This is a genomic window from Streptomyces sp. NBC_00691, assembly GCF_036226665.1.
Lineage (GTDB): Bacteria > Actinomycetota > Actinomycetes > Streptomycetales > Streptomycetaceae > Streptomyces.
On sequence record NZ_CP109007.1, the window covers coordinates 6,668,673 to 6,691,375 of the forward strand.

16 protein-coding genes are annotated in these 22,703 nt (G+C 73.1%); 11 read left to right on the forward strand and 5 right to left on the reverse strand.

Going from position 1 to position 22,703, the window contains the following annotated elements; translation table 11 throughout:
- Positions 1-146 precede the first annotated feature (146 nt).
- The 4 genes from OG392_RS29970 to rpsN form a co-directional block, all read right to left on the reverse strand.
- The gene (locus OG392_RS29970) at positions 147-9,629 is read right to left on the reverse strand and encodes an SDR family NAD(P)-dependent oxidoreductase (protein ID WP_443054932.1); all 9,483 of its coding nucleotides are present in this window, start codon (positions 9,627-9,629) and stop codon (positions 147-149) included.
- A 545-nt stretch (positions 9,630-10,174) separates the two neighbouring features.
- Positions 10,175-10,549, reverse strand: a complete 375-nt coding sequence (locus OG392_RS29975; protein WP_383857141.1) for a hypothetical protein — start codon at positions 10,547-10,549, stop codon at positions 10,175-10,177.
- A 38-nt stretch (positions 10,550-10,587) separates the two neighbouring features.
- The gene (locus OG392_RS29980; RefSeq protein ID WP_329284573.1) at positions 10,588-11,169 is read right to left on the reverse strand and encodes an RNA polymerase sigma factor; all 582 of its coding nucleotides are present in this window, start codon (positions 11,167-11,169) and stop codon (positions 10,588-10,590) included.
- A gap of 395 nt (positions 11,170-11,564) precedes the next feature.
- Positions 11,565-11,969, reverse strand: coding sequence for a 30S ribosomal protein S14 (gene rpsN, locus OG392_RS29985; protein WP_329284575.1), 405 nt, complete (start codon positions 11,967-11,969; stop codon positions 11,565-11,567).
- Positions 11,970-12,042: 73 nt separating this feature from the next.
- On the opposite strand from rpsN, the gene rpmG reads away from it, so the two are divergent.
- From rpmG to OG392_RS30020, 7 genes are all read left to right on the forward strand, one after another.
- Positions 12,043-12,207, forward strand: a complete 165-nt coding sequence (gene rpmG / locus OG392_RS29990; protein ID WP_030320026.1) for a 50S ribosomal protein L33 — start codon at positions 12,043-12,045, stop codon at positions 12,205-12,207.
- Positions 12,208-12,323: 116 nt separating this feature from the next.
- Positions 12,324-12,569, forward strand: a complete 246-nt coding sequence (locus tag OG392_RS29995; protein ID WP_329284578.1) for a type B 50S ribosomal protein L31 — start codon at positions 12,324-12,326, stop codon at positions 12,567-12,569.
- Positions 12,569-13,720, forward strand: coding sequence for a CobW family GTP-binding protein (locus tag OG392_RS30000; protein ID WP_329284579.1), 1,152 nt, complete (start codon positions 12,569-12,571; stop codon positions 13,718-13,720). The genes OG392_RS29995 and OG392_RS30000 overlap by 1 nt, the downstream gene beginning before the upstream one ends.
- Positions 13,721-13,776: 56 nt before the next feature.
- Complete coding sequence (rpsR, locus tag OG392_RS30005; protein ID WP_329284581.1) at positions 13,777-14,013, forward strand: 30S ribosomal protein S18; 237 nt, start codon at positions 13,777-13,779, stop codon at positions 14,011-14,013.
- A gap of 186 nt (positions 14,014-14,199) precedes the next feature.
- Complete coding sequence (locus OG392_RS30010) at positions 14,200-16,437, forward strand: choice-of-anchor A family protein (protein ID WP_329284583.1); 2,238 nt, start codon at positions 14,200-14,202, stop codon at positions 16,435-16,437.
- 195 nt (positions 16,438-16,632) lie between these two features.
- Entirely contained in the window at positions 16,633-17,928 is a 1,296-nt protein-coding gene (locus OG392_RS30015) for a hypothetical protein (protein WP_329284585.1), read from the forward strand.
- A 5-nt stretch (positions 17,929-17,933) separates the two neighbouring features.
- Positions 17,934-18,812 (forward strand): YhjD/YihY/BrkB family envelope integrity protein, encoded by an 879-nt coding sequence (locus tag OG392_RS30020; RefSeq protein ID WP_329284586.1) that lies wholly within the window; start codon positions 17,934-17,936, stop codon positions 18,810-18,812.
- Positions 18,813-18,835: 23 nt separating this feature from the next.
- Here OG392_RS30020 and OG392_RS30025 read toward each other — a convergent pair whose 3' ends face one another.
- The gene (locus OG392_RS30025; RefSeq protein ID WP_329284587.1) at positions 18,836-19,093 is read right to left on the reverse strand and encodes a DUF1049 domain-containing protein; all 258 of its coding nucleotides are present in this window, start codon (positions 19,091-19,093) and stop codon (positions 18,836-18,838) included.
- Between the two features lie 245 nt (positions 19,094-19,338).
- Here OG392_RS30025 and pcaDC point away from each other — a divergent pair, with 245 nt between their 5' ends.
- From pcaDC to OG392_RS30045, 4 genes are all read left to right on the forward strand, one after another.
- The gene (gene pcaDC / locus OG392_RS30030; protein WP_329284589.1) at positions 19,339-20,589 is read left to right on the forward strand and encodes a bifunctional 3-oxoadipate enol-lactonase/4-carboxymuconolactone decarboxylase PcaDC; all 1,251 of its coding nucleotides are present in this window, start codon (positions 19,339-19,341) and stop codon (positions 20,587-20,589) included.
- 9 nt (positions 20,590-20,598) lie between these two features.
- Positions 20,599-21,234 (forward strand): MBL fold metallo-hydrolase, encoded by a 636-nt coding sequence (locus OG392_RS30035; RefSeq protein WP_329284592.1) that lies wholly within the window; start codon positions 20,599-20,601, stop codon positions 21,232-21,234.
- Between the two features lie 78 nt (positions 21,235-21,312).
- Complete coding sequence (locus OG392_RS30040; RefSeq protein ID WP_329284593.1) at positions 21,313-22,092, forward strand: exodeoxyribonuclease III; 780 nt, start codon at positions 21,313-21,315, stop codon at positions 22,090-22,092.
- A gap of 82 nt (positions 22,093-22,174) precedes the next feature.
- Entirely contained in the window at positions 22,175-22,618 is a 444-nt protein-coding gene (locus OG392_RS30045) for a DUF6278 family protein (RefSeq protein ID WP_329284597.1), read from the forward strand.
- The last annotated feature ends 85 nt before the right edge of the window (positions 22,619-22,703 follow it).

Consider the following 22,703-nt stretch of genomic DNA (forward strand, 5'->3'; position numbering starts at 1 on the left):
GTGAAGCTGTGCGTGTGCGCGGTTCCCGGGCACGGCACGCCCGCGGGACGTGCCCGGGCGTGCCGCGCGCGGCGAACAGGATGGGCGGACAGGAGTCCGGTTCCGTGCGGTGCGCGGGTGGAGTTGTGGTCGGAGTGGGGATCGGGTCAGAGTTCGGAGTCGATGAACGCGAGGAGCTCGTCGACCGAGGCCGACTCGACCCGCGCGGCCAGATCCTCGTCGTCACTCGGGGTCCGCTGAGCGGGGACGCGGGCCACCAGGGCCTGGAGACGCTGCACGATCTCGTCCCTGATGTCGTCCCGGGTGTCGTCCGGAAGACCGGCGAGCGCCGCTTCGAGGCCGTCGAGCTCGACGAGCCCGGGTACGGCCCTCGCGCCGTCGGAGACGGCGGACTCCGGCTCCGCCGGGACCAGTTCGCCGTGCAGGTGGGCCACGACCGCGATGGGCGTGGGGTAGTTGAAGAGGAACGTGGCGGGCAGGCGCAGATCGGCGCTGGTCTGCAGCCTGTTGCGGAGTTCCACGAGCGTCAGCGAGTCGCAGCCCAGGTCCTTGAAGGACCGCTCGGCGGGGATGCCGGACGCGGAGGAACGGCCGAGTACGGCGGCGGTCTGCACCCGGACGAGATCGAGGAGCAGTTCCTCGCGCTCGGCCGGGCCCAGGTCGGCGAGCCGGTCGCGCAGTGTCGCGGTCGCCGGGGCCGCGCTGGTGGCCGCCGCCTGGGCCGGCCGCGGTGCGGCCGGTGCCAGGTCCCGCAGCACGGTCGGCAGTCGTGTACCGAGCGCGCCGAGGGCGGCACGGTCGAGCGGAGCGGGGACGAGCGCGGCGGAGTCCATGCGCAGGGCCGCGTCGAGCAGGGCGAGGCCCTCGCTCCGGTCGATGGGCGCGAGACCGGTGCGGGCGAGCCTGCCCCGGTCGGCCTCGGACAGGGACCCCGCCATTCCGGCGGCGCCCGGACGTCCCGCGGTGTCCGCCCACATGCCCCACGCCAGGGAGAGCGCGGGGAGGCGCTGTGCCCTGCGGTGCTGGGCCAGGCCGTCGAGGTAGGTGTTGGCCGCGGCGTAGTTGCCCTGGCCCGCGCCGCCCATGACGCCCATGACGGAGGAGAAGAGGACGAAGGCCGCCAGGTCGTGGTCCGCGGTCAGCTCGTGCAGGTTGCGGGCCGCGGTGGCCTTGGGGGCGAGCACCGTGTCGAGGCGCTCCGGGGTGAGCGCGGTGATCACACCGTCGTCGAGCACTCCCGCGGCGTGGACGACGGCGGTGAGCCGTACGCCGCCGAGCAGCCGCGCGAGCGCGTCGCGGTCGGCGGTGTCACAGGCGGCCAGCGTCACCTGGGCACCCAGCGCGGTGAGTTCGGCCGCGAGTTCCCGGGCGTCCGGTGCGTCGGGGCCCCGGCGGCTGACGAGGAGCAGACGCCGGGCGCCGTGCTCGGTGACCAGATGCCGTGAGACGAGTCCGCCCAGGGCGCCGGTGGCGCCGGTCACCAGGACCGTGCCGTCCGGGTCGAGGGCCGGCGGCAGGGTGAGGACCACCTTGCCGATGTGCCGGGCCTGGCTGACGTGACGGAACGCCTCCGGTGCCCGGCGTACGTCCCAGGTGCTGAGCGGCAGCGGTGTGAGCGCTCCCGAGGACAGCAGCCGCAGGACGTCCGTGAGGAGTTCGGCGATCCGTTCCGTCGGCTCCTGCAGCAGGTCGAAGAAGCCGTACGCGACGCCGGGGTGGTCGGCGGCGACCTGTTCCGGGTCGCGCAGATCGGTCTTGCCCATCTCCACGAAACGACCGCCGTGCGGCAGCAGCCTCAGGGAGGCGTCGATGAACTCACCGGCGAGCGAGTTCAGGACGACGTCCATGCCGCGGCCTTCGGTGGCCGCGCCGAACGCGCCCTCGAAGTCCAGGGTGCGGGACGACGCCAGGTGCGCGCCCTCGAGGCCGAGCGGACGAAGGGCGTCCCACTTGCCGGGACCGGCCGTGCCGTACACCTCCGCCCCGAGGTACCGGGCCAGCTGGACGGCCGCCATCCCGACCCCGCCGGCGGCGGCGTGGATCAGGACGCGCTCACCCGCGGTCAGACGGGCGAGGTCGACCAGGGCGTGGTAGGCGGTGAGGAACACGATGGGCGCGGACGCCGCCTGGGCGAAGCTCCAGTCGGAGGGCATGACGGCCACCCGCCGGTGATCGGCGACGACCACCGGGCCGAACGCCCCGGAGAACAGGCCCATGACCCGGTCGCCGACGTCGAGACCGGTGACACCGGGGCCGACCTCGGTGACCACACCCGCCCCTTCGAGGCCGAGCAGGCCGGGGTCGCCGGGGTAGAGGCCGAGCGTGTTGAGGACGTCGCGGAAGTTGACGCCCGCGGCCCGCACGGCGATGCGCACCTCGCCGTCGGACAGCGGGGCCAGGAGCTCCGGGCAGGGTTCGAGCGCCAGGTGGTCCAGGGTGCCGCGGTCGCGGACCCCGAGCCGCCAGGCGGCGACCCCGGCCGGCGGCACCAGGGAGCCGTCACCCGTCGCCCGCCCCAGCATCGGAACGAGCAGTTCATCGCCTCGTACGGCGAGTTGGTGCTCGGCGCCGATCAGCGGCAGTGCGGTACGGCAGTCGGCGGCCGACTCCACGTCGAGGAGTCCGACCCGCCCGGGGTTCTCGGTCTGCGCCGAGCGGGCCAGACCCCATACGGCGGCCAGGTCGGGGTCCACGTCCGCGTCCGCCACCGTGGCCACGCCGGCCCGGGTGACGAGCACCAGCCGGGAGTCGGCGAGCCGGTCGTCGGCCAGCCACTCCTGGAGCAGGGCGAGCGCCCGGTGGACGGCGGCCTTGGCGTCTGCCTCCGGCCCCCCGGCACGCTCCCCGTGCCCGGCCGTGTCACCGGGTTCCCCGAGGTCCGCGAGCGGTGCGAAGACCACCGCGGGAACGGGAAGGCCCGCGTCGAGGGCCTGGCCCAGGGCCGTGAGGTCCGTGTACCGCGCGCCGACGCCCAGATCTGCGGCGCCGAGCGCGGCGGCCGAAGGCGACGGCTCGTGGTCCACCGTGGCGGGGATCCAGTCCAGCCGGTGGAGGGACCGCGGGACGGCCACCTCGTCGCTCACCGGGCGCAGGACCAGTTCCTCGACCTCGGCGACCACCGCGCGGGACTCGTCGAGCAGGGTCAGCGACACCGCGTCCGGCCCGGTGGGGGTGATGACCACGCGGGCGGTACGGGCGCCGTGCTGACGGACGGTCACGCCGTGCCAGGAGAAGGGCAGCAGACGGCGGTTGCCGTCGTCCAGCGCCGTCATGACGATCGGGTGCAGGGCCGCGTCGAGCAGCGCCGGATGCAGCCCGTACGAGGAGGCGTCGGTGACGGACGCGGGCAGGGCGACCTCGGCGACCAGGTCCGTGCCGTGCCGCCACGCGGCGCGCAGGCCCTGGAAGACGGGCCCGTAGGCGTAGCCCGCGGTGGCCAGCTCGTCGTAGCGGCCGTCGACCGCCAGCGGCTCGGCCTCGCCGGAGAGCGGCCCCGCCGTGGTCGCGGGAGCTCCGTCGTGCGGGGCGAGGGCTCCGGTGGCATGCAGGGTCCACGGCTCGACGGCGCCGTCCGGCGTCTCGGTCCGGGCGTGCACGGTCAGCGCCCGCTGTCCGTCCTCGCCGGGTGCCGCGACGACGACCTGCACCTCGGTGCGGCCCTCCTCGGGGATCACCAGCGGTGCGAGCAGGGTCAGTTCGGCGACCCGCGGCGTACCGGTCTCCGAGCCCGCGCGGGCGGCGAGTTCGAGGAACGCGGTGCCGGGCAGCAGGACCGAGCCGAGGACGGCGTGGTCGGCCAGCCAGGGGTGGGTACGGCGGCCGAGCCTGGCGGTCAGCACGGCCTGCCCGGACTCGGCGAGTTCGACGGCGGGGCCGAGCAGCGGGTGACCGGCCGCCCCCTCGGTGCCGCGCGCGGTCAGCCAGTACCGCTCCCGCTGGAAGGCGTACGTCGGCAGACCGGGCGTCCGGCCCGGGCCGAACACGGCGGCCCAGTCCGGGCCCCGGCCGCGGACGTGCAGGGTGCCGAGCGCGGCGGCCAGGGTGCGGTGCTCGGAGCGGCCGCGGCGCAGCACGGGAACGAAGGCCTGCGCGGCGTCGTCGAGGCAGTCCTGACCCAGCGCCGACAGCACACCGTCCGGGCCGAGTTCGAGGAAGGTCCGCATCCCGAGGCCGTGGAGCGCCGCGAGACCGTCGGACATCCGCACCTCGCGGCGCACCTGCCGCACCCAGTAGTCGGCGGTGACCTCCACGGGTCCGCCGGTGACGGTGGACACCATGGCGATACGCGGCTCCGCGTACGTGACGCCCGCGGTCACGGCCGCGAACGCGTCGAGCATCCCGTCCATGCGGTGCGAGTGGAAGGCGTGACTGACGACGAGCCGGCGCGTCTTGCGGCCGGAGGCGGCGAACGCCTCGGCGACCTGCTCCACGGCCTCGACGTCGCCGGAGACCACGACGGCCAGCGGGCCGTTGACGGCGGCGATGCTCACCTCGTGCTCGCGGCCTTCGAGGAGCGGACGGACCTCGTCCTGCGAGGCCTGGACGGCCAGCATCGCGCCCCCGGCGGGCAGGGCCTGCATGAGCCGGCCGCGCGCGGAGACCAGCGCACAGGCGTCCGGCAGAGTGAGGATCCCGGCGACGTGCGCGGCGGCGAACTCGCCGATGGAGTGGCCCAGTACGGCGTCCGGGGCCAGGCCCCGGTGCTCGAGCAGCCGGAACAGCGCCACCTGGAGGGCGAAGAGGGCGCACTGGGTGTTCTCGGTCCGGTTGAGCGCCTCGGCGTCGTCGAACATCACGTCGCGGATCGGCGCGGTGCCGGGCACCGAGGCGCGACATGCGTCGAGTTCGGCGCACACCGCGTCGAGGGCGGCCGCGAACACCGGCTCGGTCGCGTACAACTCACGCCCCATACCGACGCGTTGGCTGCCCTGCCCGGTGAAGAGATAGGCGAGGCCGTCGTCGGGGCGTGCCGTGCCGAGCGTCAGCGCGGAGTGCGGCTCGCCGCGGCCGAGCGCGGTCAGCGCCGCGACGGCCTCGGAGCGGTCGTCGGCGATGACGGCCGCGCGGTGGTCGAGCGCCGTACGGGTGGTGGCGAGGGCACGGCCGAGGTCACGGTCGGACACCTCGTCGGAGGTGCCCAGGGCGTCGACGAGCGCGGTCGCCTGGGCGCGCAGCGCCGCCTCGGTACGGCCGGACAGCACCCACAGGGGCCCGGAGCCGTCGTTCCCGGAGTCGGCTCCGGACACGACCGGTTCGGGTGTGGGGGCCTCGGCGAGGATGACGTGGGCGTTGGTGCCGCTGATGCCGAAGGAGGAGACTCCGGCGCGCCGGGCGCGGTCTTCGGCAGCGGGCCAGGGGCGGGGCTCGGTGAGGACCTCGACGCCGCCGGTCTCCCAGTCGACGAGTTCGCTGGGCCTGCTCACGTTGAGGGAGGCGGGCAGCTCGCCGTGCTGGAGGGCCATGACCATCTTGATGACGCCGCCGACGCCGGCGGCGGCCTGGGCGTGTCCGAGGTTCGACTTGAGTGAACCCAGCATGAGGGGCCGGTCGCCGTCGCGTTCGCTGCCGTAGGTGGCGAGGAGGGCTTGTGCCTCGATGGGGTCGCCGAGGACGGTGCCGGTGCCGTGCGCCTCGACCGCGTCGACGCCGGCGAAGGAGACCCCGGCGTCGGCCACCGCGGCGCGGATGACCCGCTCCTGGGCGGGTCCGCTGGGGGCGGTGAGTCCGTTGGAGGCGCCGTCCTGGTTGACGGCCGTTCCGGCGACGACGGCGAGGACCTGGTGTCCGAGCCGGCGGGCGTCGGACAGGCGCTCCACCACGAGGACGCCGACGCCCTCGGCCCACGCCGTGCCGTCCGCGTCCGCGGAGAAGGATTTGCAGCGGCCGTCCGCGGCGAGCCCGCGCTGGCGGGAGAACTCGACGAAGATGCCGGGTGTCGACATGACCGTGACGCCGCCCGCGAGGGCGAGCGAGCACTCGCCGGACCGCAGGGCCTGCACGGCGAGGTGCAGTGCGACCAGGGACGAGGAGCAGGCGGTGTCGACGGTGAGGGCGGGGCCTTGCAGGCCCAGGGTGTAGGCCACCCGGCCCGAGGCCACGCTCGACGTGGTGCCCGTCAGGCCGAACCCGGCGGAACCCGCCGCCGCCTCGCCCAGCCGCGGACCGTACTCCTGGGCCATGACACCGGCGAACACGCCCGCCTGGGTGCCCCGCAGCGAGTCCGGGGCGATACCGGCCCGCTCCAGGGCCTCCCAGGACGTCTCGAGGAAGGCGCGCTGCTGCGGGTCCATCGCCAGCGCCTCGCGCGGCGAGATCCCGAACAGCTCGGCGTCGAACTCGGCGGCGCTCTCCAGGAAGCCGCCGTTGCGCACGTAGGTGGTGCCCACATGGGCGGGGTCGGGGTGGTAGAGACCGTCGAGGTCCCAGCCGCGGTCCGCGGGGAAGGCCGAGATCACGTCGCGCTGTTCGGCGACGACCTGCCAGAGCGCCTCGGGGGAGTCCACCCCGCCAGGGAAGCGGCACCCCATGCCGACGATCACGATCGGATCGTCGTCCTGGCCGGCGCGGTCCTCCGGGACCGTCGCGTCGTGCTGTCCCTCGGCCAGCACCGCGGCCAGGGCCGCGGGGCTCGGGTGGTCGTACACCACGGTCGTGGGGAGCTTGCGCCCGGTGGCGGCGACGAGCCGGTTGCGCAGCTCGACGACCATCACCGAGTCGATGCCCAGCTCCTTGAACGTCCGCCGAGGCTCGATCTCCGCGGCGGAGTCGTAACGGAGCACGGCGGCGGTGTGCGCCCGCACCAGCTCCAGGGCGGCCGGTCCGGTCAGCGAGCGGGTCGGCTCGGCGTCCTGCGCGTCCTCGCCGTCCTCCGGGACCGGCACGAGAGCCGTCGGAGTCGTGACGGTGCCGGCCGTCGGCAGCGAGCGGCCGGTGCCGGACGGCCCGGCGATCCAGTGGCGCCGCCGCTGGAAGGCGTACGTCGGCAGCTCGGCGCGCGTGTCGCCGGCGGGCAGGACGGCGGACCAGTCCACGTCCGCGCCGTGGCAGAACGCCTCGCCGAAGGCGAGCAGCAGCCGCTGCGGGCCGCCCTCGTCCCGGCGCAGGGTGCCCAGCGCGGAGACCGGCAGGTCGGCGGCCTCTGCGGTCTGCTGGACGGCGAGGGTGAGCACGGGGTGCGGGCTCATCTCGATGAACAGCTCGTGCCCCGCGTCGAGCAGCGCGCGTACGGCCGGCTCGAACCGCACGGGCTCCCGCAGGTTGCGGTACCAGTAGTCGACGTCCAGCTCGGACCCGTCGAGCACCGTGGCGGTCACGGTCGAGTGCAGCGGCACGCTCCCGGTGCGCGGCGCGATCCCGGCCAGCTCCGCGGGCAGGGTGTCGCGTACGGCGTCGACGTGCGGGCTGTGCGAGGCGTACGCGACCGGCACCCGCCGGGTACGGACGTCCTCGCCGTACCCGGCGGCCAGGGAGTCCAGGGCGGCCCCGTCACCGGCGACCACGGTCATGCCGGGGGAGTTGACGGCGGCCACGCTCAACCCCGGGTACGCCGCGAGGTCCTCGCGCACCCGGTCGGCTGGCAGCGACACGGTGAGCATGCCGCCGCCGCGTCCGGCGAGCGCGCCGAGCGCGGCGCTGCGTACGGCGACCAGCCGGGCCGCGTCGTCCAGGGACAGGGCGCCGCTGACGGTGGCGGCGGCGATCTCGCCCTGCGAGTGGCCGACGACCGCGGCCGGCTCGACTCCCGCCGCGCGCCACAGGGCGGCCAGACCGACCATCACGGCCCACAGGGCGGGCTGCACGACGTCGTCACGGTCGAGGGCGGGCGCACCGGGGCGGCCGCGCAGCACATCGGTCAGCGACCAGTCGCGGTACGGGCGCAGCGCCCGCTCGCAGTCCTCGACGACCCGGGCGAAGACGGGGGCGCTGTCCAGGAGTCCGGCGGCCATGCCGGCCCACTGCGCACCCTGGCCGGGGAAGACGAACACGGCCTCGCGGACGGCCTGGTGACTGCTGCCCCGTACCGCGCCGCGGTCGACGCCGGCGTCGGCGACCGCGTCCAGCGCGGCCAGCAGCTCGTTCCGGTCGGCGCCGACGAGGACGGCCCGGTGGCTGAAGGCGGTCCGGTCGTGCGCGAGGGCCCGGGCGATCTCGGCGGCACCGAATTCCGGGTGCCGGGAGAGGTGAGCGCGTAGACGGTCGGCCTGTGCGCGCAGTGCCTTCTCGCCGCGTCCGGACATCACCCAGGCGAGAGATTCGGAACCTTCCGAATCGTCCTGCCACCACGGCTGATGCGGGGAGTTCCCGGTGACCGGGGCGGTTTCCTCCGGCCTTGAGCCGAGCACCAGATGACAGTTGGTCCCGCCCATTCCGACGGATGTCACACCGGCGACGAGCGGGCCGTCAGGATTCGGCCATGGTCCGGTTTCGGTGGCGGCGGTGAGCCGAAGATCGGCGAAAGGAATCTGTGGATTCGGCGTCTCGTAGTTCAGGGTCGGTACGAGTTCACGCTCGGCCAGGCAGAGAATCGTCTTGACGAGCCCCGCGATGCCTGACGCGCCTTCGAGGTGGCCGATATTCGTCTTGACGGATCCGAGCCTGAGGGGATTCTCCGGAGATCGGGAGGAGGCGAAAACGGCGCCCAGAGCAGATGCCTCGATGGGGTCGCCGACCCGGGTGCCCGATCCGTGTATTTCTACGTACTGTGCTTGTTCCAGCGGTATTCGCGCATTTTCCCAGGCATCGCGTATGACGCGTTCCTGGGCTTTTCCGTTCGGGGTGGGAAGGGTGTCGCTCGCGCCGTCGCTCCCGACGGCCCCGCCGTGCAGCACACAGTGGATGCGGTCCCCGTCGGCCAGGGCGCGGCCGAGGAGCTTGAGCGCCACCATGCCACCGCCCTCGCCCCGGACGTAGCCGTTCGCCCGGGCGTCGAGTGCGTAACATCGACCGTCGGGCGAGAGACTGCCGAAGGCGGCCAGGGCGTGGGTGCTCTCCGGCGCGAGGTTGAGGTTGACGCCGCCGGCGAGGGCCATGACGGACTCGCCGCGGCGCAGGCTCTCGCAGGCCAGATGCACTGCGACCAGCGCGGACGACTGTGCTGTGTCGACCACCATGCTGGGGCCTCGGAGCCCGAGCGCGTACGAGACCCGGTTGGCGATGATGCCCCGGTGCAGCCCGGTCACGGTGTGCGCGGAGGTGGCGTCGGGGCCGGCGGCGTGGGTGACGGCCGCGTAGTCGTCGGCGATCGCGCCCATGAAGACGCCCGTGGCGGTGTCGGCGAGAGTGGCCGGAACGATGCCGGAGTCCTCGAGCGCCTCCCAGGCGAGTTCGAGGACGAGTCGCTGCTGCGGGTCCATCGCGGCGGCTTCACGCGGGGAAATGCCGAAGAACTCGGCATCGAAGGTGTCGACCCTGGGCAGAAAACCACCGGGGCGCGGTGAGCCGTCGGCCGTGGAGGCAAGGTGTGCGCGATCTGCGGGCGGCTCGCCTATGGCGTCGCGGCCGTTCCTGAGAAGGTTCCAGAATTCGGTGGGGTTCGCACCACCGGGAAAGCGGCAGGAAAGTCCGACGACAGCGACCGTCCGGTCGTCGATACCCTCGGGTAACTTGTGCGACGGTCCATCCTGGACCAACGCTTCCCGGTTTTCCGCCGCACCGCCTGAAGGGCCTCGTACCGCGCTGTCTGATGGCGTTGCTGCCGCCTGAATTTGGGCATGGCGGATCATGATGTTCTTGCTCCCCCCGTGAAGCACGATCAACGGCATGGCCGACTCGGCGGCCCAGCCTGACTCAATCTCAATTTGGACCCTAGCATCGAGACGGCGCTCCGTAAACCAATGGCCAGGGCGCGCGAGTTGGTCCAAGAATCAATAGCCGGTTAATCGGGGGAACCGGCGTCGAGGACCTCTCTCGCGTCACCGTGCGGTTAACCGCACGGAAACGATCCGTACGTGTGCGACACACGCCTTCTCGCCGCGGAAGGCGTGAACCGTCGGGGGACGGCGGGCCTTCCGGCAGCCCATGCCTTCCGGCCCGGCGACCTCACCGCGGTCGATCGACAAGGGTGAGAATCAGCCGGGCCGGAGGTCCGGAGACCCGGAGGCCTGGACGGCCACGGGGAAGCCGGCGGTGCGGGGCGCGTGTGGCTCACGCGATCCGCGGTCGGGTCGTGGACCGGTCACCGGGAAGCGGCCGGGATGTTCCTGTCGGCCGCCGGCTCGCCCGCGGCCTTCGCCGCCGGGTCCGCCTTGGTGAGGGTGCAGACGCCGTCCACGCACTGCCGCTCAAGCCGACCGCGCGAGATCGTCTGCGCCAGGCCGACCATCCAGCACGTGGGGCAGCCCCGGAAGGCGATCAGGGCCAGCGGGGCCGCGAGCAGCGTGGCCGGACCGGCGACGGGCACCATGGCGATCGAGCCGATGATCAGCCCGAAGCCGATGACGCCGCGCGCCAGGTGGCGCGGGACGGACTTGCTGGCGAAGTTCATGTCGTTCGCCGGGGCCTTCGTGGTGACCCGGATCTGGTCGCCCTGTGCGGGCTTCACGATGTTCACGGTCGTGACTCTCCTCCGACGGGTGGTCGATGACTCGATCAGGCCGCCTGGTCGGTGGCCTGATCGGGCGCTTGGTCGATCGCTTCCAGTGACTGACGGACCGCCGCGCGCGCTCGGTGCAGCCGGGACTTCATCGCGGCGTTGCTCAGGCCGAGGGAATGAGCGACGGTCCTGCCGGGCAGCCCCTGGACGTCCCGCATGATCAGGACCTGCCGCTGGTCGCGGGGCAGGGCGCCGACCGCGGCCGCGATCCGCTCCACCTCCAGCCTGTGCAGCACCGCTTCCTCGGCGGACCGTTCCGCGGACGCCTCCGGCTCGGCCGACGGCTCGTCGTTGCGATGGACGAGGAACCGCACCTGCCGGAGGCATTCGTTGCGCACGATCCGGAACATCCATGAGGCGAGCGCACCGGTTGCCCGCAGGGTGCCGATCTTCCGGTACAGGATGATCAGCGCCTCCTGCGCGGCGTCCTCGGCGTCCTGGGGCGAGGCGCACAGCGAATTGGCGAACTTCCGCACATGAGGCTGCGATTCCATGACGACGGTGGTGAGCGACGTGACGTCGCCGTCCTGAGCGGCCTTGATCAGCCGCTCGTCCGGCCAGGAGAAACGTTGGTTCATGTGCTACTCATACCCGGCGGGCGCCCCGCGCGCAGGCACTCGTCAGCTTCGGCTCTTGTAACGGCGCATGAGGTGCCAGCTGCACGCGCCCACGAGCAGGACTCCGATGACTACGAGGGCCGTGACCATGGTGTTCCTCCAGTTGCTTCTCCGGCGCGTTCGGCCGGTACACACATAAGAGACGGCGACCCCCCAAGAGGATTCAGCTTCCGCCGAAGTTTTTTTCGCCGGGTTCCGCGCGGGGTCGCCCGGGCCTCTCGTGTCGGCCCCCGGCGCGTGCGTCGTGCCGGGCCGGAGCCCTGCGCCGGAGGGGAACGCGGCTCCGGCCCGGCACGACGCACGCGCCGCTCGGCCGTGCGCCGACGGTCGTCCCGGGGAGATCGCGCGGGCGCCGCCTACCAGGAGGACGTGGTCACGCCGGGGAGGAAGCCGGCGTGCGCCTGCTGCCGGATGCGGACGCGGGAGAGCCCGAACCTGCGCAGGTAGCCGCGGGGTCGGCCGTCGACGCCGTCGCGGTTGCGGACCCGGGTGGCGCTGGCGTCGCGCGGCTGCCGGTCCAGTTCCTCCCGCGCGGCCCGCCGCTGCCCGTCGGTCGACGAGGGGGAGCGGACGATCTCCTTCAGCTCGGCCTTGATCGCCCGGGCGCTCAGGGTCAGGCGGACGGTCCGGCCCTCGCCGGGCAGCGGGTAGCGCTTGCGCTGGATGTTCGGGTCGAAGCGGCGCGGGGTGCGCCGGTGGGAGTGGGAGATCGCGTGGCCGAAACCCGGCCGGGCGCCGGTCAGCAGGCAGTGGGCGGACATGGGTCCTGCCTCTCTCTGTGGCGGTTGTCGACACAGTTATTGAAAATGAAAACCGTTGTCGTATACTAGCCCCATGGCACGCAACGAACTCCGCCCAGTCATCAAGCTCCGCTCCACCGCGGGCACCGGCTTCACGTACGTCACCCGCAAGAACCGGCGGAACGACCCCGACCGGCTGGTGCTGCGCAAGTACGACCCGACGGCCCGCCGCCACGTCGACTTCCGCGAAGAGCGCTGAGCGCCCCGGCAGCGGCGAGCAGCACCCTGGCCCGGCACAGCGGCGCCGCACGGACGAACCCCCGCGGACGCACCGCGCAGAAGAGCGGACGCGCCGCACAGAAGAAAGGTCCTGTCATGAAGCCCGGCATCCACCCCGCCTACGGCCCCGTCGTCTTCCGCGACACCGCCTCCGGCTCCGCGTTCCTCACGCGCTCCACCCTCACCGCCGAGAAGACGGTCGAGTGGGAGGACGGGCGGACGTACCCGGTCGTCGACGTCGAGATCTCCTCGGTGAGCCACCCCTTCTACACGGGCACCGCCCGCGTGATGGACACCGCAGGACGCGTCGAGCGCTTCGAGCGCCGCTACGGGGCCCGCTGATGGCACGGGATTCCCGGCTGCCCGTCGTGATCGTCGCCGGGATCCACTCGGACGCCCGCAAGGAGGTCGTCGCACGCCTCCTGCGGGCCGTCCCCGACAGCGTCGCCCTCCACCACGACCTGGCGGGCGCGCCGGACGGCACGGTGCGCCGCCAGGTCCGGGACGCGGGCGGTCTCCTCTCCGAGGACGGCACGCCCCTCGTGAACGACTGCGCGTGCTGCGCGCTGCGCGAGGACCTCGTCCCGGAGCTGGAGCGGCTGGCCGCCGCCGGCCTGACCCGGCTCGCCGTGGTCGAACTCTGGGACTCGGTCGAGCCGAGGGCGATGGCCGAGGTCGTCGCCGCCCACGCCGGGGACGGTCTCGTCCTCACCGGCGTGATCACGGCGGTGGACCCGGCCCTCGTCCTGCCGTACCTCGGCAACGGCGACGACCTGGCCGACGCCGGTCTGGCGGCCGCGCCCACCGACCGGCGCACCGTCGGCGACACCTTCGCCCGCCAGCTGGAGTACGCGCCCGTCCTCGCCCTCGTCGATCACGAGCGGGCCGACGACGAGGACCGGGCCCTGCTCGCCCAGTTGCACCCCACCGCCCGCCGGGTCGCGGCCGCCTCGGGCGAGCTGGCCGAGGCCGCCTTCGCCGGTTTCGACGTCGAGGCCGCCGCGGCGGCGCAGCACCCCGCGTGCGCGCTGCTGCCCCAGGACTCCGACGACGCCGGTGTCGCGACCCTCGTCTGGCACCGCCGACGGCCCTTCCACCCCGAGCGCCTGTACGCGGCACTCGAGGACCTGTGCTGCGCCGCCGCCCGCAGCCGCGGCCGGTTCTGGCTCGCCGACCGGCCCGACACCCTGCTGGCCTGGGACGCCGCGGGTGGTGCGCTGTGCGTCGAGAGCGCCGGCCCCTGGCTCGCCTCCCTGCCGGACGCCGCCTGGGAGCTGGTCCCGCCGATGCGCCGGGCCGCCGCCGCTCTGGACTGGCAGCCGGAGCACGGCGACCGCTGCCAGCACCTCGTCTTCACCTCGCCGGCGCTCGACCGCGACGGACTGGCACGGCTCCTCGAGTCCTGCCTGCTCACGGACGAGGAGTACGCGTCGGGGCCGGACGGCTGGAAGCGCCTCCCCGCCGCCTTCGACTCCCTCCTCGACGCCGCCTGACACCCCCCCGGATCCGCCTGACCCGCCCTCGACCCCGCCCCGGAAGGACACCACCCATGGCCCGCCGCCAGGAACCCCGCACGCCGCTGAAGTCCCGTCCCAACCCGCTCGACGCCGCCGGGATCACGTCCATCGACTACAAGGACACCGAACTGCTGCGAAAGTTCGTCTCGGACCGCGGCAAGATCCGCGCCCGCCGGGTCACCCGGGTCACCGCCCAGCAGCAGCGCCGGCTCGCCGTCGCCGTGAAGAACGCCCGGGAGATGGCCCTGCTGCCGTACGCCGGCCGGTGAGACGGAGGAGCGGAGTCCACCCGCCGGCCCGCGCGGAGTCGCGCCACCTGCCACGGTCGCGGTAGGTCACCGTCGTGCTCCATCTGGCAGGCGCCGTTCATGCCAAACAGTGAGTGCCGTCCCCGACCGGATCAACCCCGAGCCCCGCGCGTGGTGCTCCGACCTGGGGGAACCGACACTCACGGCATGGAAACCGATACCCAGCGGCGCCCGGCGCGCCGCCCCCGGAGACGTACCGGCTCCGTCGGGCTCGCGTACGCCGTGTCCCTCGTCGCGGTCCCCGCGCTCATGCTCGGCCCGAGCGCGTCCGTCGCGCTCGCGGCCCCGCTTCCCGGAGGCCTCGGCCCCTGTGTTCCCGGGGACTGCCCGGACGAGTTCCCGGAGATCAACAACCTCGACATCGCCGGACGCGACAAGGCGATCAACATCTTCGTCGGGAACGACTTCCTCGTACGAGGCCGGGCGGCCGAGGCCGAGGGGCGGGTCGTGGTCCTGGACGACTTCGACCAGAACAAGGACGCGGCGGCCGGCGGCACCTACAACCTCGGCATCGTCGGGGTCGGCTCCCGGGTGCCTCCGCCCGACGGGTCGGACTTCCTCACCACCGGCGGCGGCGTCACCGTCGCCGCGGGCCAGACCCTCGACACGAAGGGCGGCATCGTGGCGGAGCAGGGCATCGTCCGCCACGCGGGCCCGGTCTCGGGAACGGTCACGGGCACCCTGGTCGAGGATGCGAACGCCGTCGTGCCGTACGCCGGACTGCGGGACCGGCTCACCGCCGCCAGCCGTTGCTACGCCCGGGTCGACGGCCAGCCGAGGACGCCCACCGGCACGGCGGTGAACCAGGGCGGCCAGACCCTCTTCACCGGTGACGGCACCTCGCAACTCCAGGTTTTCAACGTCGACTTCGACCTCACGACCGCGACCGGGGCGCAGCAGGGCATCGTCTTCGCGAACATCCCCGACACCGCGACGGTCCTCGTCAACGTCACGGGTGACAACCGCAGGCTCAGCACCTACAGCGGTGGCATCGACGACGACACCGACCCGCTCAACGCCTACCGCGAGCGCCTGCTGTGGAACTTCCCCGACGCCACCACGGTGGACCTCTCCGGCACCGGACAGTTCCAGGGCAGCTTCCTCATCGGCAACCAGGCCTCGACCGCGACGGTCACCCTGCCCGGTATCAACGGCCGCTTCTTCACCACGGGTTCCCTCACCCACACCAGCGCGGCATCGGGGGGCGGCGGTCAGGAGTTCCACGCCTACCCGTTCAACGGCGACCTGCCGAACTGCGACGGGACCAACGCCGTCACCGGCGAGGTGCGGGTGCTGAAGACGGACGCGGAGTCGGACGCGCCACTCCCGGGTGCGACCTTCCGGCTGTGGGAGGAGACGAACGGCGTTCCCGGTCTGCAGACGACCGGAGCGGACCCGGACACCTCGGTCGGCACGCCGTGCACGACGGGTGCGGACGGCCTGTGCGAGCGGACGGTGGAGACGGGGACGTACTACTGGCAGGAGACGGACGCTCCCGACGGGTACGACCTCCCGGCGTCGACGGTGTTCGGTCCGCTGGTGCTGACGGAGGAGAACGCGGAGGCGGGGGTCCAGGTCGGGGCCTCCAACACGCGTACGTCTCCGACGACCGGCGAGGTGCGCGTGCGCAAGACGGACGCGGAGTCCGGCGCGACGCTCGCCGGCGCGACCTTCCGGCTGTGGGAGGAGACGAACGGCGTTCCCGGTCTGCAGACGACCGGAGCGGACCCGGACACCTCGGTGGGCACGCCGTGCACGACGGGTGCGGACGGCCTGTGCGAGCGGACGGTGGAGACGGGGACGTACTACTGGCAGGAGACGGATGCTCCCGACGGGTACGACCTCCCGGCGTCGACGGTGTTCGGTCCGCTGGTGCTGACGGAGGAGAACGCGGAGGCGGGCGTGAACGTCACCGCGACCAACCGCCGCACACCGGTTACGCCCGGCACCGGCTCCGTCAAGCTGCTCAAGGCCGACGCGGACAGCGGCCTGCCGCTGAGGGGCGCGACCTTCGAGCTGTGGGAGGAGACCAACGGGCGGAACGGTCTGCAGACGGGCGGCGCCGACCCCGACACCCGCGTCGGGACACCGTGCACCACCGACAGGGCGGGCCTCTGCGCCTTCGGAGCGCTGGAGAACGGCTCCTACTACCTGCGGGAGACCGCCGTCCCCGACGGCTACGTCCTGCCCGCCGACCCGGTCACGGGCCCCTACGTCATCGACGCCGACCAGAAGCTCGTCGTGGCGCGGCTGGACAACAGCCGAGCCGACGACCCGTGCCACGACGGGGGCTACGGGGACGAGGGCTACGGGGACGAGGGTTACGGCGACCAGGGATACGGCGACTGCCTCCGTGCCAAGAGCCGTGCCGGCACCACCGCCTGAGCACCGGCCGACCAGGACCTGACCGGGGCCTGGTCACCGCCTGATCATCGGCGGGCCGCGCCCCGTCGTCCCGAGTGACGGTGAGGCGCGGCCCGCTCGTGATCGCGTTCTCACCCGCTCACCCGTTTGCTCCGCCCTGTCTGGCCGGAACCGCGCGACCGGGATTGGCTGAGCGCACACCGCGAGGAGGCACCCGTGCCGGACGACGAGAATCAGAACGAACTGGCCGCGCTGCGCGCGCGGGTCGCCGCGCTGGAGGGGGAGGCGGCCGCACGGCCCGCCCCCCGGCATCGCGGCCGCTCGTTCCTGGCCGCCGTGCTCATCGTGATCGGATGCCTCCTCGTCCCGCTGGGCATCGTCGCCGCGTGGACCTCCGACATCGTCGGCGACACCGACCGGTACGTGTCCACGGTCGCCCCGCTCGCCTCCGACGCGGACGTGCAGGCGGCGGTCGCCAACCGGGTCACCGGGGCGGTGATGGAGCACATCGACCTGGAGGACCTCCTGGAGGGGGTCGCCCCCGACCAGCGCCCGCTGCTCGCCAAGGCGCTGGGGAAGCTCGGCGGCTCGCTGGAGAGCGCGGTCGCCAGCTTCGTCCACGACAAGGCACAGGACGTCGTCGCCTCGGACGCCTTCGAGACGGTCTGGACCGATGCCAACCGGGCCATCCACACCTCTGTCGTCCGCGCCCTGACGGGCAGCGGCGACGGAGCCGTACAGATCAACAACGACACCGTGACGGTCGACCTCGCACCCGTGATCGACCGCGTCAAGGAGCGACTGGTCGACTCGGGACTCACCGTCGCCGGCAAGATCCCGGAGATCCACACCGACTTCACGGTCGTCAAGTCCGACGACATCGGCAAGGTCAAGACGGGGTTCCGGCTGCTTCAGGTGATGGGGCTGTGGCTGCCCGTGCTCGCGGTGCTGCTGGTGGTCGCGGGTGTCCTGCTCTCCACCCATCGGCGTCGCACCGTCATCGCCTCGGCGATCGGCGTCGCCGCCGCGGCCCTGGTCCTCGGCATCGCGCTGACCGTGTTCCGTACGGTCTACCTCAACGCCCTGCCCGACACCGTCTCCCAGGCCGCCGCCGGGTCCGTCTACGACGCGCTGATCCACTTCCTGCGCACCACGGTCCGCATGGTGGTGACCCTCGGCCTGGTGGTCGCCCTCGGCGCGTGGCTCACCGGCCCCAGCCGCCCCGCGGTCGTCGTCCGCCGCATGTGGAACTCCGGCATCGACGCGACCCGGGGCGCGGCGGACCGGGCCGGCCTGCGGACGGGCCCGGTCGGACCCTTCGTCCGTCGCTACCGCACCTGGATCACCTGGATCCTGGTGATCCTGGCCGTCGTCGTGTACGTCCTGTGGAACCACCCCACCGGCTGGGTGGTCGTCGGTCTCGCGCTGGCCCTGCTGTTCGCCTTCGCGGTGGTCCGGTTCCTCGGGGCGGAACCCGCGGACGCCGACGGGGAAGCGCCTCTCCGGGCGTAGGGCGGATGCCCGGAGGAGGCCGGACGGCGCGGGCGGCGGCCCGGTGGCGGCACCTGCGCGCGAGCGCGGAGGAGCGGCTGCCCGTCCTGTCCGAGATCGCGAGCCGGCTGCTGGGCGGGACCCTGCTCGACGCGGGGACGCGGCTCGCCGCCCAGGCCTTCCTGGCCGCCGTGCCGCTGCTGTTCGCCGTCTCGGCGTTCGCCCCGGCTTCCGTACGCGACCAGCTGCGGGATTCGGTGCGTGCCATGTTCGGCCTCAGCGGGCGCTCCGACGTCGAGCTGCAGAAGGTCCTGGGCGACTCCGCCGACGAGGAGCTGCGGGAGACGACCGGTGCGATCGGCCTGGTCATCGCCCTGGTCTCCGCCACCAGCTTCAGCCGGGCCATGGCGCGGGTCTGCGAACGAGCCTGGGCCCTGCCCAGGGCCAAGACGCGGCTCGCGGCCTGGCGGTGGGTGGTGTGGTTGCTCGCACTGTTCCTGGTCGTCCTCGTGCAGGGTCCGCTGCGGGACGGCTTCGGGGTGGGGCTGTGGCTCGGTGTGCCGGTCTTCTTCCTGGTGAGCGTCGGCATCTGGATGTGGACCCAGCACCTGCTGCTCGCCAAGCGCGTCCCGTGGCCGCCGCTGCTCCCCGGCGCGGTCCTGGCGGCCGCGGCGACGAGCGCCCTGGCCCTGACGGCCCGGCTGTACATGCCCTCCGCGCTCGACAAGGCGCTGGCGGAGTACGGATCCTTCGGCCTCGTCCTGACGATGCTGTCCTGGCTGATCGTCGTGTGCGCGGCGCTCACCTTCGCGTTCACCATCGGGGCCGTACTGGCCCAGGAGCCGCCCCTCTCCCACCACCTCTGGCCGGGCGACGACGTGCCGGGCCGGCAGCCGCCGGAGTGAGCGCCGGTGCCTCTTGATGCCCCTCAGCGCTGTGCGCGACGCCGGGCGATGAGCAGGCCCAGGACGATGCCCACCAGGAGGGTGACGGTGAGGACGATCCAGAGCGGAAGCGTGACCGTCGGGATCCAGAGCCTCACGGTGATCGAACCGGTGTTGGCCGCGATGAACCAGATGGCCAGGGCGGCGAGGACCAGCAGACCGATGGTGCGCACGCGCATGTCCCGGCCCTTGACCGTCAGGGTGGACGGGTCATGCGGCTTCCTTGCGGTTTTCTGGCGCATAGATCCCATTATCAACCGATATCGGCGCTCGGTCGATCGCGGACCGGACCCGGGGCCCGGCACGGCACCCCGACCGCCAGACCGCCGCACCCCGTCCCGCACGGCATCACCCGGCGTGACCCCGGCCGGCGCCCCGGCCGTCATGCCGCCCGGAGGTCGTCCGGGAGGTCGTCCCACCTGGCCGGACCTGTGAGCCGTGCCCCCCCGTTGCAGGGGCCGACGTGAGAGATGAGAGGGTCTAGCGGGTGAGCGAGACATCACCAAACACCCTGCAATACCGTGTCGACGGGCAAGAACAGGCACCCGTCCTCGTCCTGGGCCCCTCTCTGGGCACCACATGGCACATGTGGGACCGGCAGATACCGGAGCTCACCCGGGACTGGCGCGTCGTCCGTTTCGACCTTCCCGGGCACGGCGGTGCGCCCGCCGAACCCTTCAGCTCCGTCGCCGAGCTCGGCGACCGGCTCCTCGCCACCCTCGACTCGATCGGCGTCCAGCGCTTCGGGTACGCGGGCTGCTCCCTCGGCGGCGCCGTCGGCCTCGATCTGGCCCTCCGCGCGCCCCACCGGGTCGCCTCCCTGGCACTGGTCGCCACCTCGCCCCGGTTCGGCAGCGCCGACGAGTTCCGCCAGCGCGGTGTCATCGTCCGCGCCAACGGCCTGGAGCCGATGGCCCGCACCGCGCCCGAGCAGTGGTTCACCTCGGTTTTCGCCGGCGCGCAGCCCGCGATCGTGGACTGGGCCGTGCAGATGGTCCGGACGACCGACCCCGCCTGCTACATCGCCGCCTGCGAGGCCCTCGCCGTCTTCGACGTGCGGGAGGCCCTCGACCGCATCGCCATCCCGGCCCTCGTCCTCGTCGGCTCGGAGGACCAGGTCACCGGCCCCGCCGAGGCCCGCACCCTGGTCGCGGGGATCGCCGACGCCCGGCTCGCCGTCGTCCCCGGCGCCTCACACCTGGCCCCGGTCGAACAGCCCGCCGCCGTCACCGATCTGCTCGTCGAGCATTTCGCCGGTACGGCCCCGGACACCAGCGGCACCCTGACCGTGCCGCCGCTCCCCGCGTCGCCGGTGCCCGTGGCCGAGCCGGTCCCGGACGCCGAGCCCGCCGAGGCCCGCCGCCCCGACCCGTACGAGAAGGGGCTCGGGCTGCGGCGCGAGGTCCTCGGCGACGCCCATGTGGACCAGGCCCTCTCCGCCGACGCCGACGGCGCCTTCCAGGACCTCCTCACCCGGTACGCCTGGGGCGAGGTCTGGAGCCGGGACGGTCTCGACCGCCGGACCCGGAGCGTCGTCACCCTCACGGCCCTCATCGCCGGAGGCCACCGGGAGGCCCTCGCCGACCACACCCGCGCGGCCCTCCGCAACGGCCTGTCCGCCGAGGAACTCCGCGAGATCGTGCTCCACGCGGGCGTGTACTGCGGCTTCCCCGCCGCCGAGACCGCGCTGCGCGTGATCGCCCGGGTCGTCGAGGAGGAGACGACGCCCCCGGCGTAGCCTGGCCACGTGAAGCTGACGAAGAAGTCCCACGCGTGCGTGCGGCTGGAGAAGGACGGGCGGACGCTCGTCCTCGACCCCGGCGTGTTCACCGAGCAGGACGCGGTCCTCGGGGCCGACGCCCTGCTCGTGACGCACGAGCACCCCGACCACTTCGACGAGGGTCAACTGCGGGCCGCCATGGAGGCAGGCCCGGCCACCGAGATCTGGACGCTGCGCAGCGTCGCCGACCAGCTCTCGGCGGCCTTCCCGGGCCGTGTGCACACCGTCGGGCACGGCGACACGTTCACGGCCGCCGGGTTCGAGGTCCAGGTGCACGGCGAACTGCACGCGGTGATCCACCCCGACATGCCGCGCGTCACCAACGTCGGCTACCTCGTCGACGGCGGTGCCGTCTTCCACCCCGGCGACGCGCTCACCGTGCCCGACCACCCCGTGGACACGCTGCTGCTCCCCGTCATGGCCCCGTGGAACAAGATCTCCGAGGTCATCGACTACGTGCGCGAGGTGGGGCCGCGCCGCGCGTACGACATCCACGACGCCCTGCTCACGGACCTCGCGCGCCCCATCTACGACCGCCAGATCGGCGCGCTCGGCGGCACCGACCACCAGCGGCTCGCCCCCGGCGCCTCCGCCGAGCTCTGAGCCCGGCCGCGGGGCACCCGAGGCCGCGTCAGCCCGGCACGGCGTCGATTGTCGGACCCCGCACGTAGGCTTGCGCACATGCGCATCGCCACCTGGAACGTCAATTCGATCACCGCCCGGCTGCCCCGGCTCCTCGCCTGGCTGGAGAGCAGCGGCACGGACGTGCTGTGCGTCCAGGAGACCAAGTGCACCGCCGAGCAGTTCCCCACCGAGGAGCTGCGCGCCCTCGGATACGAGTCCGTGGTCAACGCCACGGGCCGGTGGAACGGCGTGGCTCTGGTCTCCCGGGTCGGTCTCGCGGACGTGGTCACGGGCCTGCCCGGCGGCCCGGAGTACGACGCGGCCGAGGAGCCCCGGGCCATCTCCGCGACCTGTGGTCCGGTCCGCGTCTGGTCGGTGTACGTGCCGAACGGCCGGGAGGTCGAGCACGAGCACTACGCCTACAAGCTGCGCTGGCTGGAGGCCCTGAAGGCGGCCGTCGCGGAGGACGCGGCGGGGGACCGGCCCTTCGCGGTCCTCGGCGACTACAACATCGCGCCCACCGACGACGACGTCTGGGACCGGTCGGCCTTCGAGGGCCTGACGCACGTGACGGAGCCCGAGCGGGCCGCGCTCGCCGGCCTCCGCGAGACCGGCCTGTCCGACGTGGTCCCGCGCCCCCTCAAGTACGACCACCCCTTCACGTACTGGGACTACCGCCAGCTCTGCTTCCCGAAGAACCGGGGCATGCGCATCGACCTGGTCTACGGCAACAAGCCCTTCGCCGAGGCCGTCACGGACAGCTATGTGGACCGTGAGGAGCGCAAGGGCAAGGGCGCCTCGGACCACGCGCCCGTCGTGGTCGACCTCGACGTGTAGCGGACGCGGGGCCCATCCGGCGGCGGAACGATCTCCGCGCGCCGGGTGGTCGACCGGGAGGTGACGGTGCGAGGCTGTTCGGATGAACATTCCATTCCTGGACAACTGGCGCAAGCGGCACACACCCGAGCCGACCGGCTCCCCGCTGGTCGCGGCCTTCGACCGTGACCCCGACGGCGTGGCCGAGCTGCTCGCCGAGTGCGAGCTGTTGCGCGCCCGTGTCGCACAGTCCGGGGTGGCGCTCGACGACACCCCTCACTCCCTCCAGGAGCTCGACCAGCTGCCACCCCGCTGGCGTGACGACCCGGAGGAACTGCCCTGGATCGGGAACGACGCCGGGCTCTACCTCGGCACCGTGATCGTAAGGAACGTACCCGGCGCGCACTGGCAGGTGTGGCCCGGCGGCGGCCCGGTGGTGCGGCTCGCCTCGGGCCGTGAGCTCCAGGTCGTCGAGGCCGGTCTCGACTGGGCGATGACGGGCTCGCCGGAGCTCTCCCAGATGTACGCCGAGGCCGCCGAGTACTGACTCCGCCGCCCCGTGCGGCCCGTCCCGCACCCCCGCCCCGCCACCCTTTTGCAGTAAATACGGCTTATTGAGGTTTCATGCGTGT

Excerpts from the sequence above, each read along its gene's own strand:
- rpsR (WP_329284581.1), top strand. The coding sequence starts at position 13,777 with ATGGCCCGCCGCCAGGAACCCCGCACGCCGCTGAAGTCCCGTCCCAAC.
- OG392_RS30000 (WP_329284579.1), top strand. The coding sequence starts at position 12,569 with ATGGCACGGGATTCCCGGCTGCCCGTCGTGATCGTCGCCGGGATCCAC.
- rpmG (WP_030320026.1), top strand. The coding sequence starts at position 12,043 with ATGGCACGCAACGAACTCCGCCCAGTCATCAAGCTCCGCTCCACCGCG.
- OG392_RS30040 (WP_329284593.1), top strand. The coding sequence starts at position 21,313 with ATGCGCATCGCCACCTGGAACGTCAATTCGATCACCGCCCGGCTGCCC.
- OG392_RS30010 (WP_329284583.1), top strand. The coding sequence starts at position 14,200 with ATGGAAACCGATACCCAGCGGCGCCCGGCGCGCCGCCCCCGGAGACGT.
- OG392_RS29995 (WP_329284578.1), top strand. The coding sequence starts at position 12,324 with ATGAAGCCCGGCATCCACCCCGCCTACGGCCCCGTCGTCTTCCGCGAC.
- OG392_RS30025 (WP_329284587.1), bottom strand. The coding sequence starts at position 19,093 with ATGCGCCAGAAAACCGCAAGGAAGCCGCATGACCCGTCCACCCTGACG.
- rpsN (WP_329284575.1), bottom strand. The coding sequence starts at position 11,969 with ATGTCCGCCCACTGCCTGCTGACCGGCGCCCGGCCGGGTTTCGGCCAC.
- OG392_RS30020 (WP_329284586.1), top strand. The coding sequence starts at position 17,934 with ATGCCCGGAGGAGGCCGGACGGCGCGGGCGGCGGCCCGGTGGCGGCAC.
- OG392_RS29980 (WP_329284573.1), bottom strand. The coding sequence starts at position 11,169 with ATGAACCAACGTTTCTCCTGGCCGGACGAGCGGCTGATCAAGGCCGCT.
- OG392_RS30045 (WP_329284597.1), top strand. The coding sequence starts at position 22,175 with ATGAACATTCCATTCCTGGACAACTGGCGCAAGCGGCACACACCCGAG.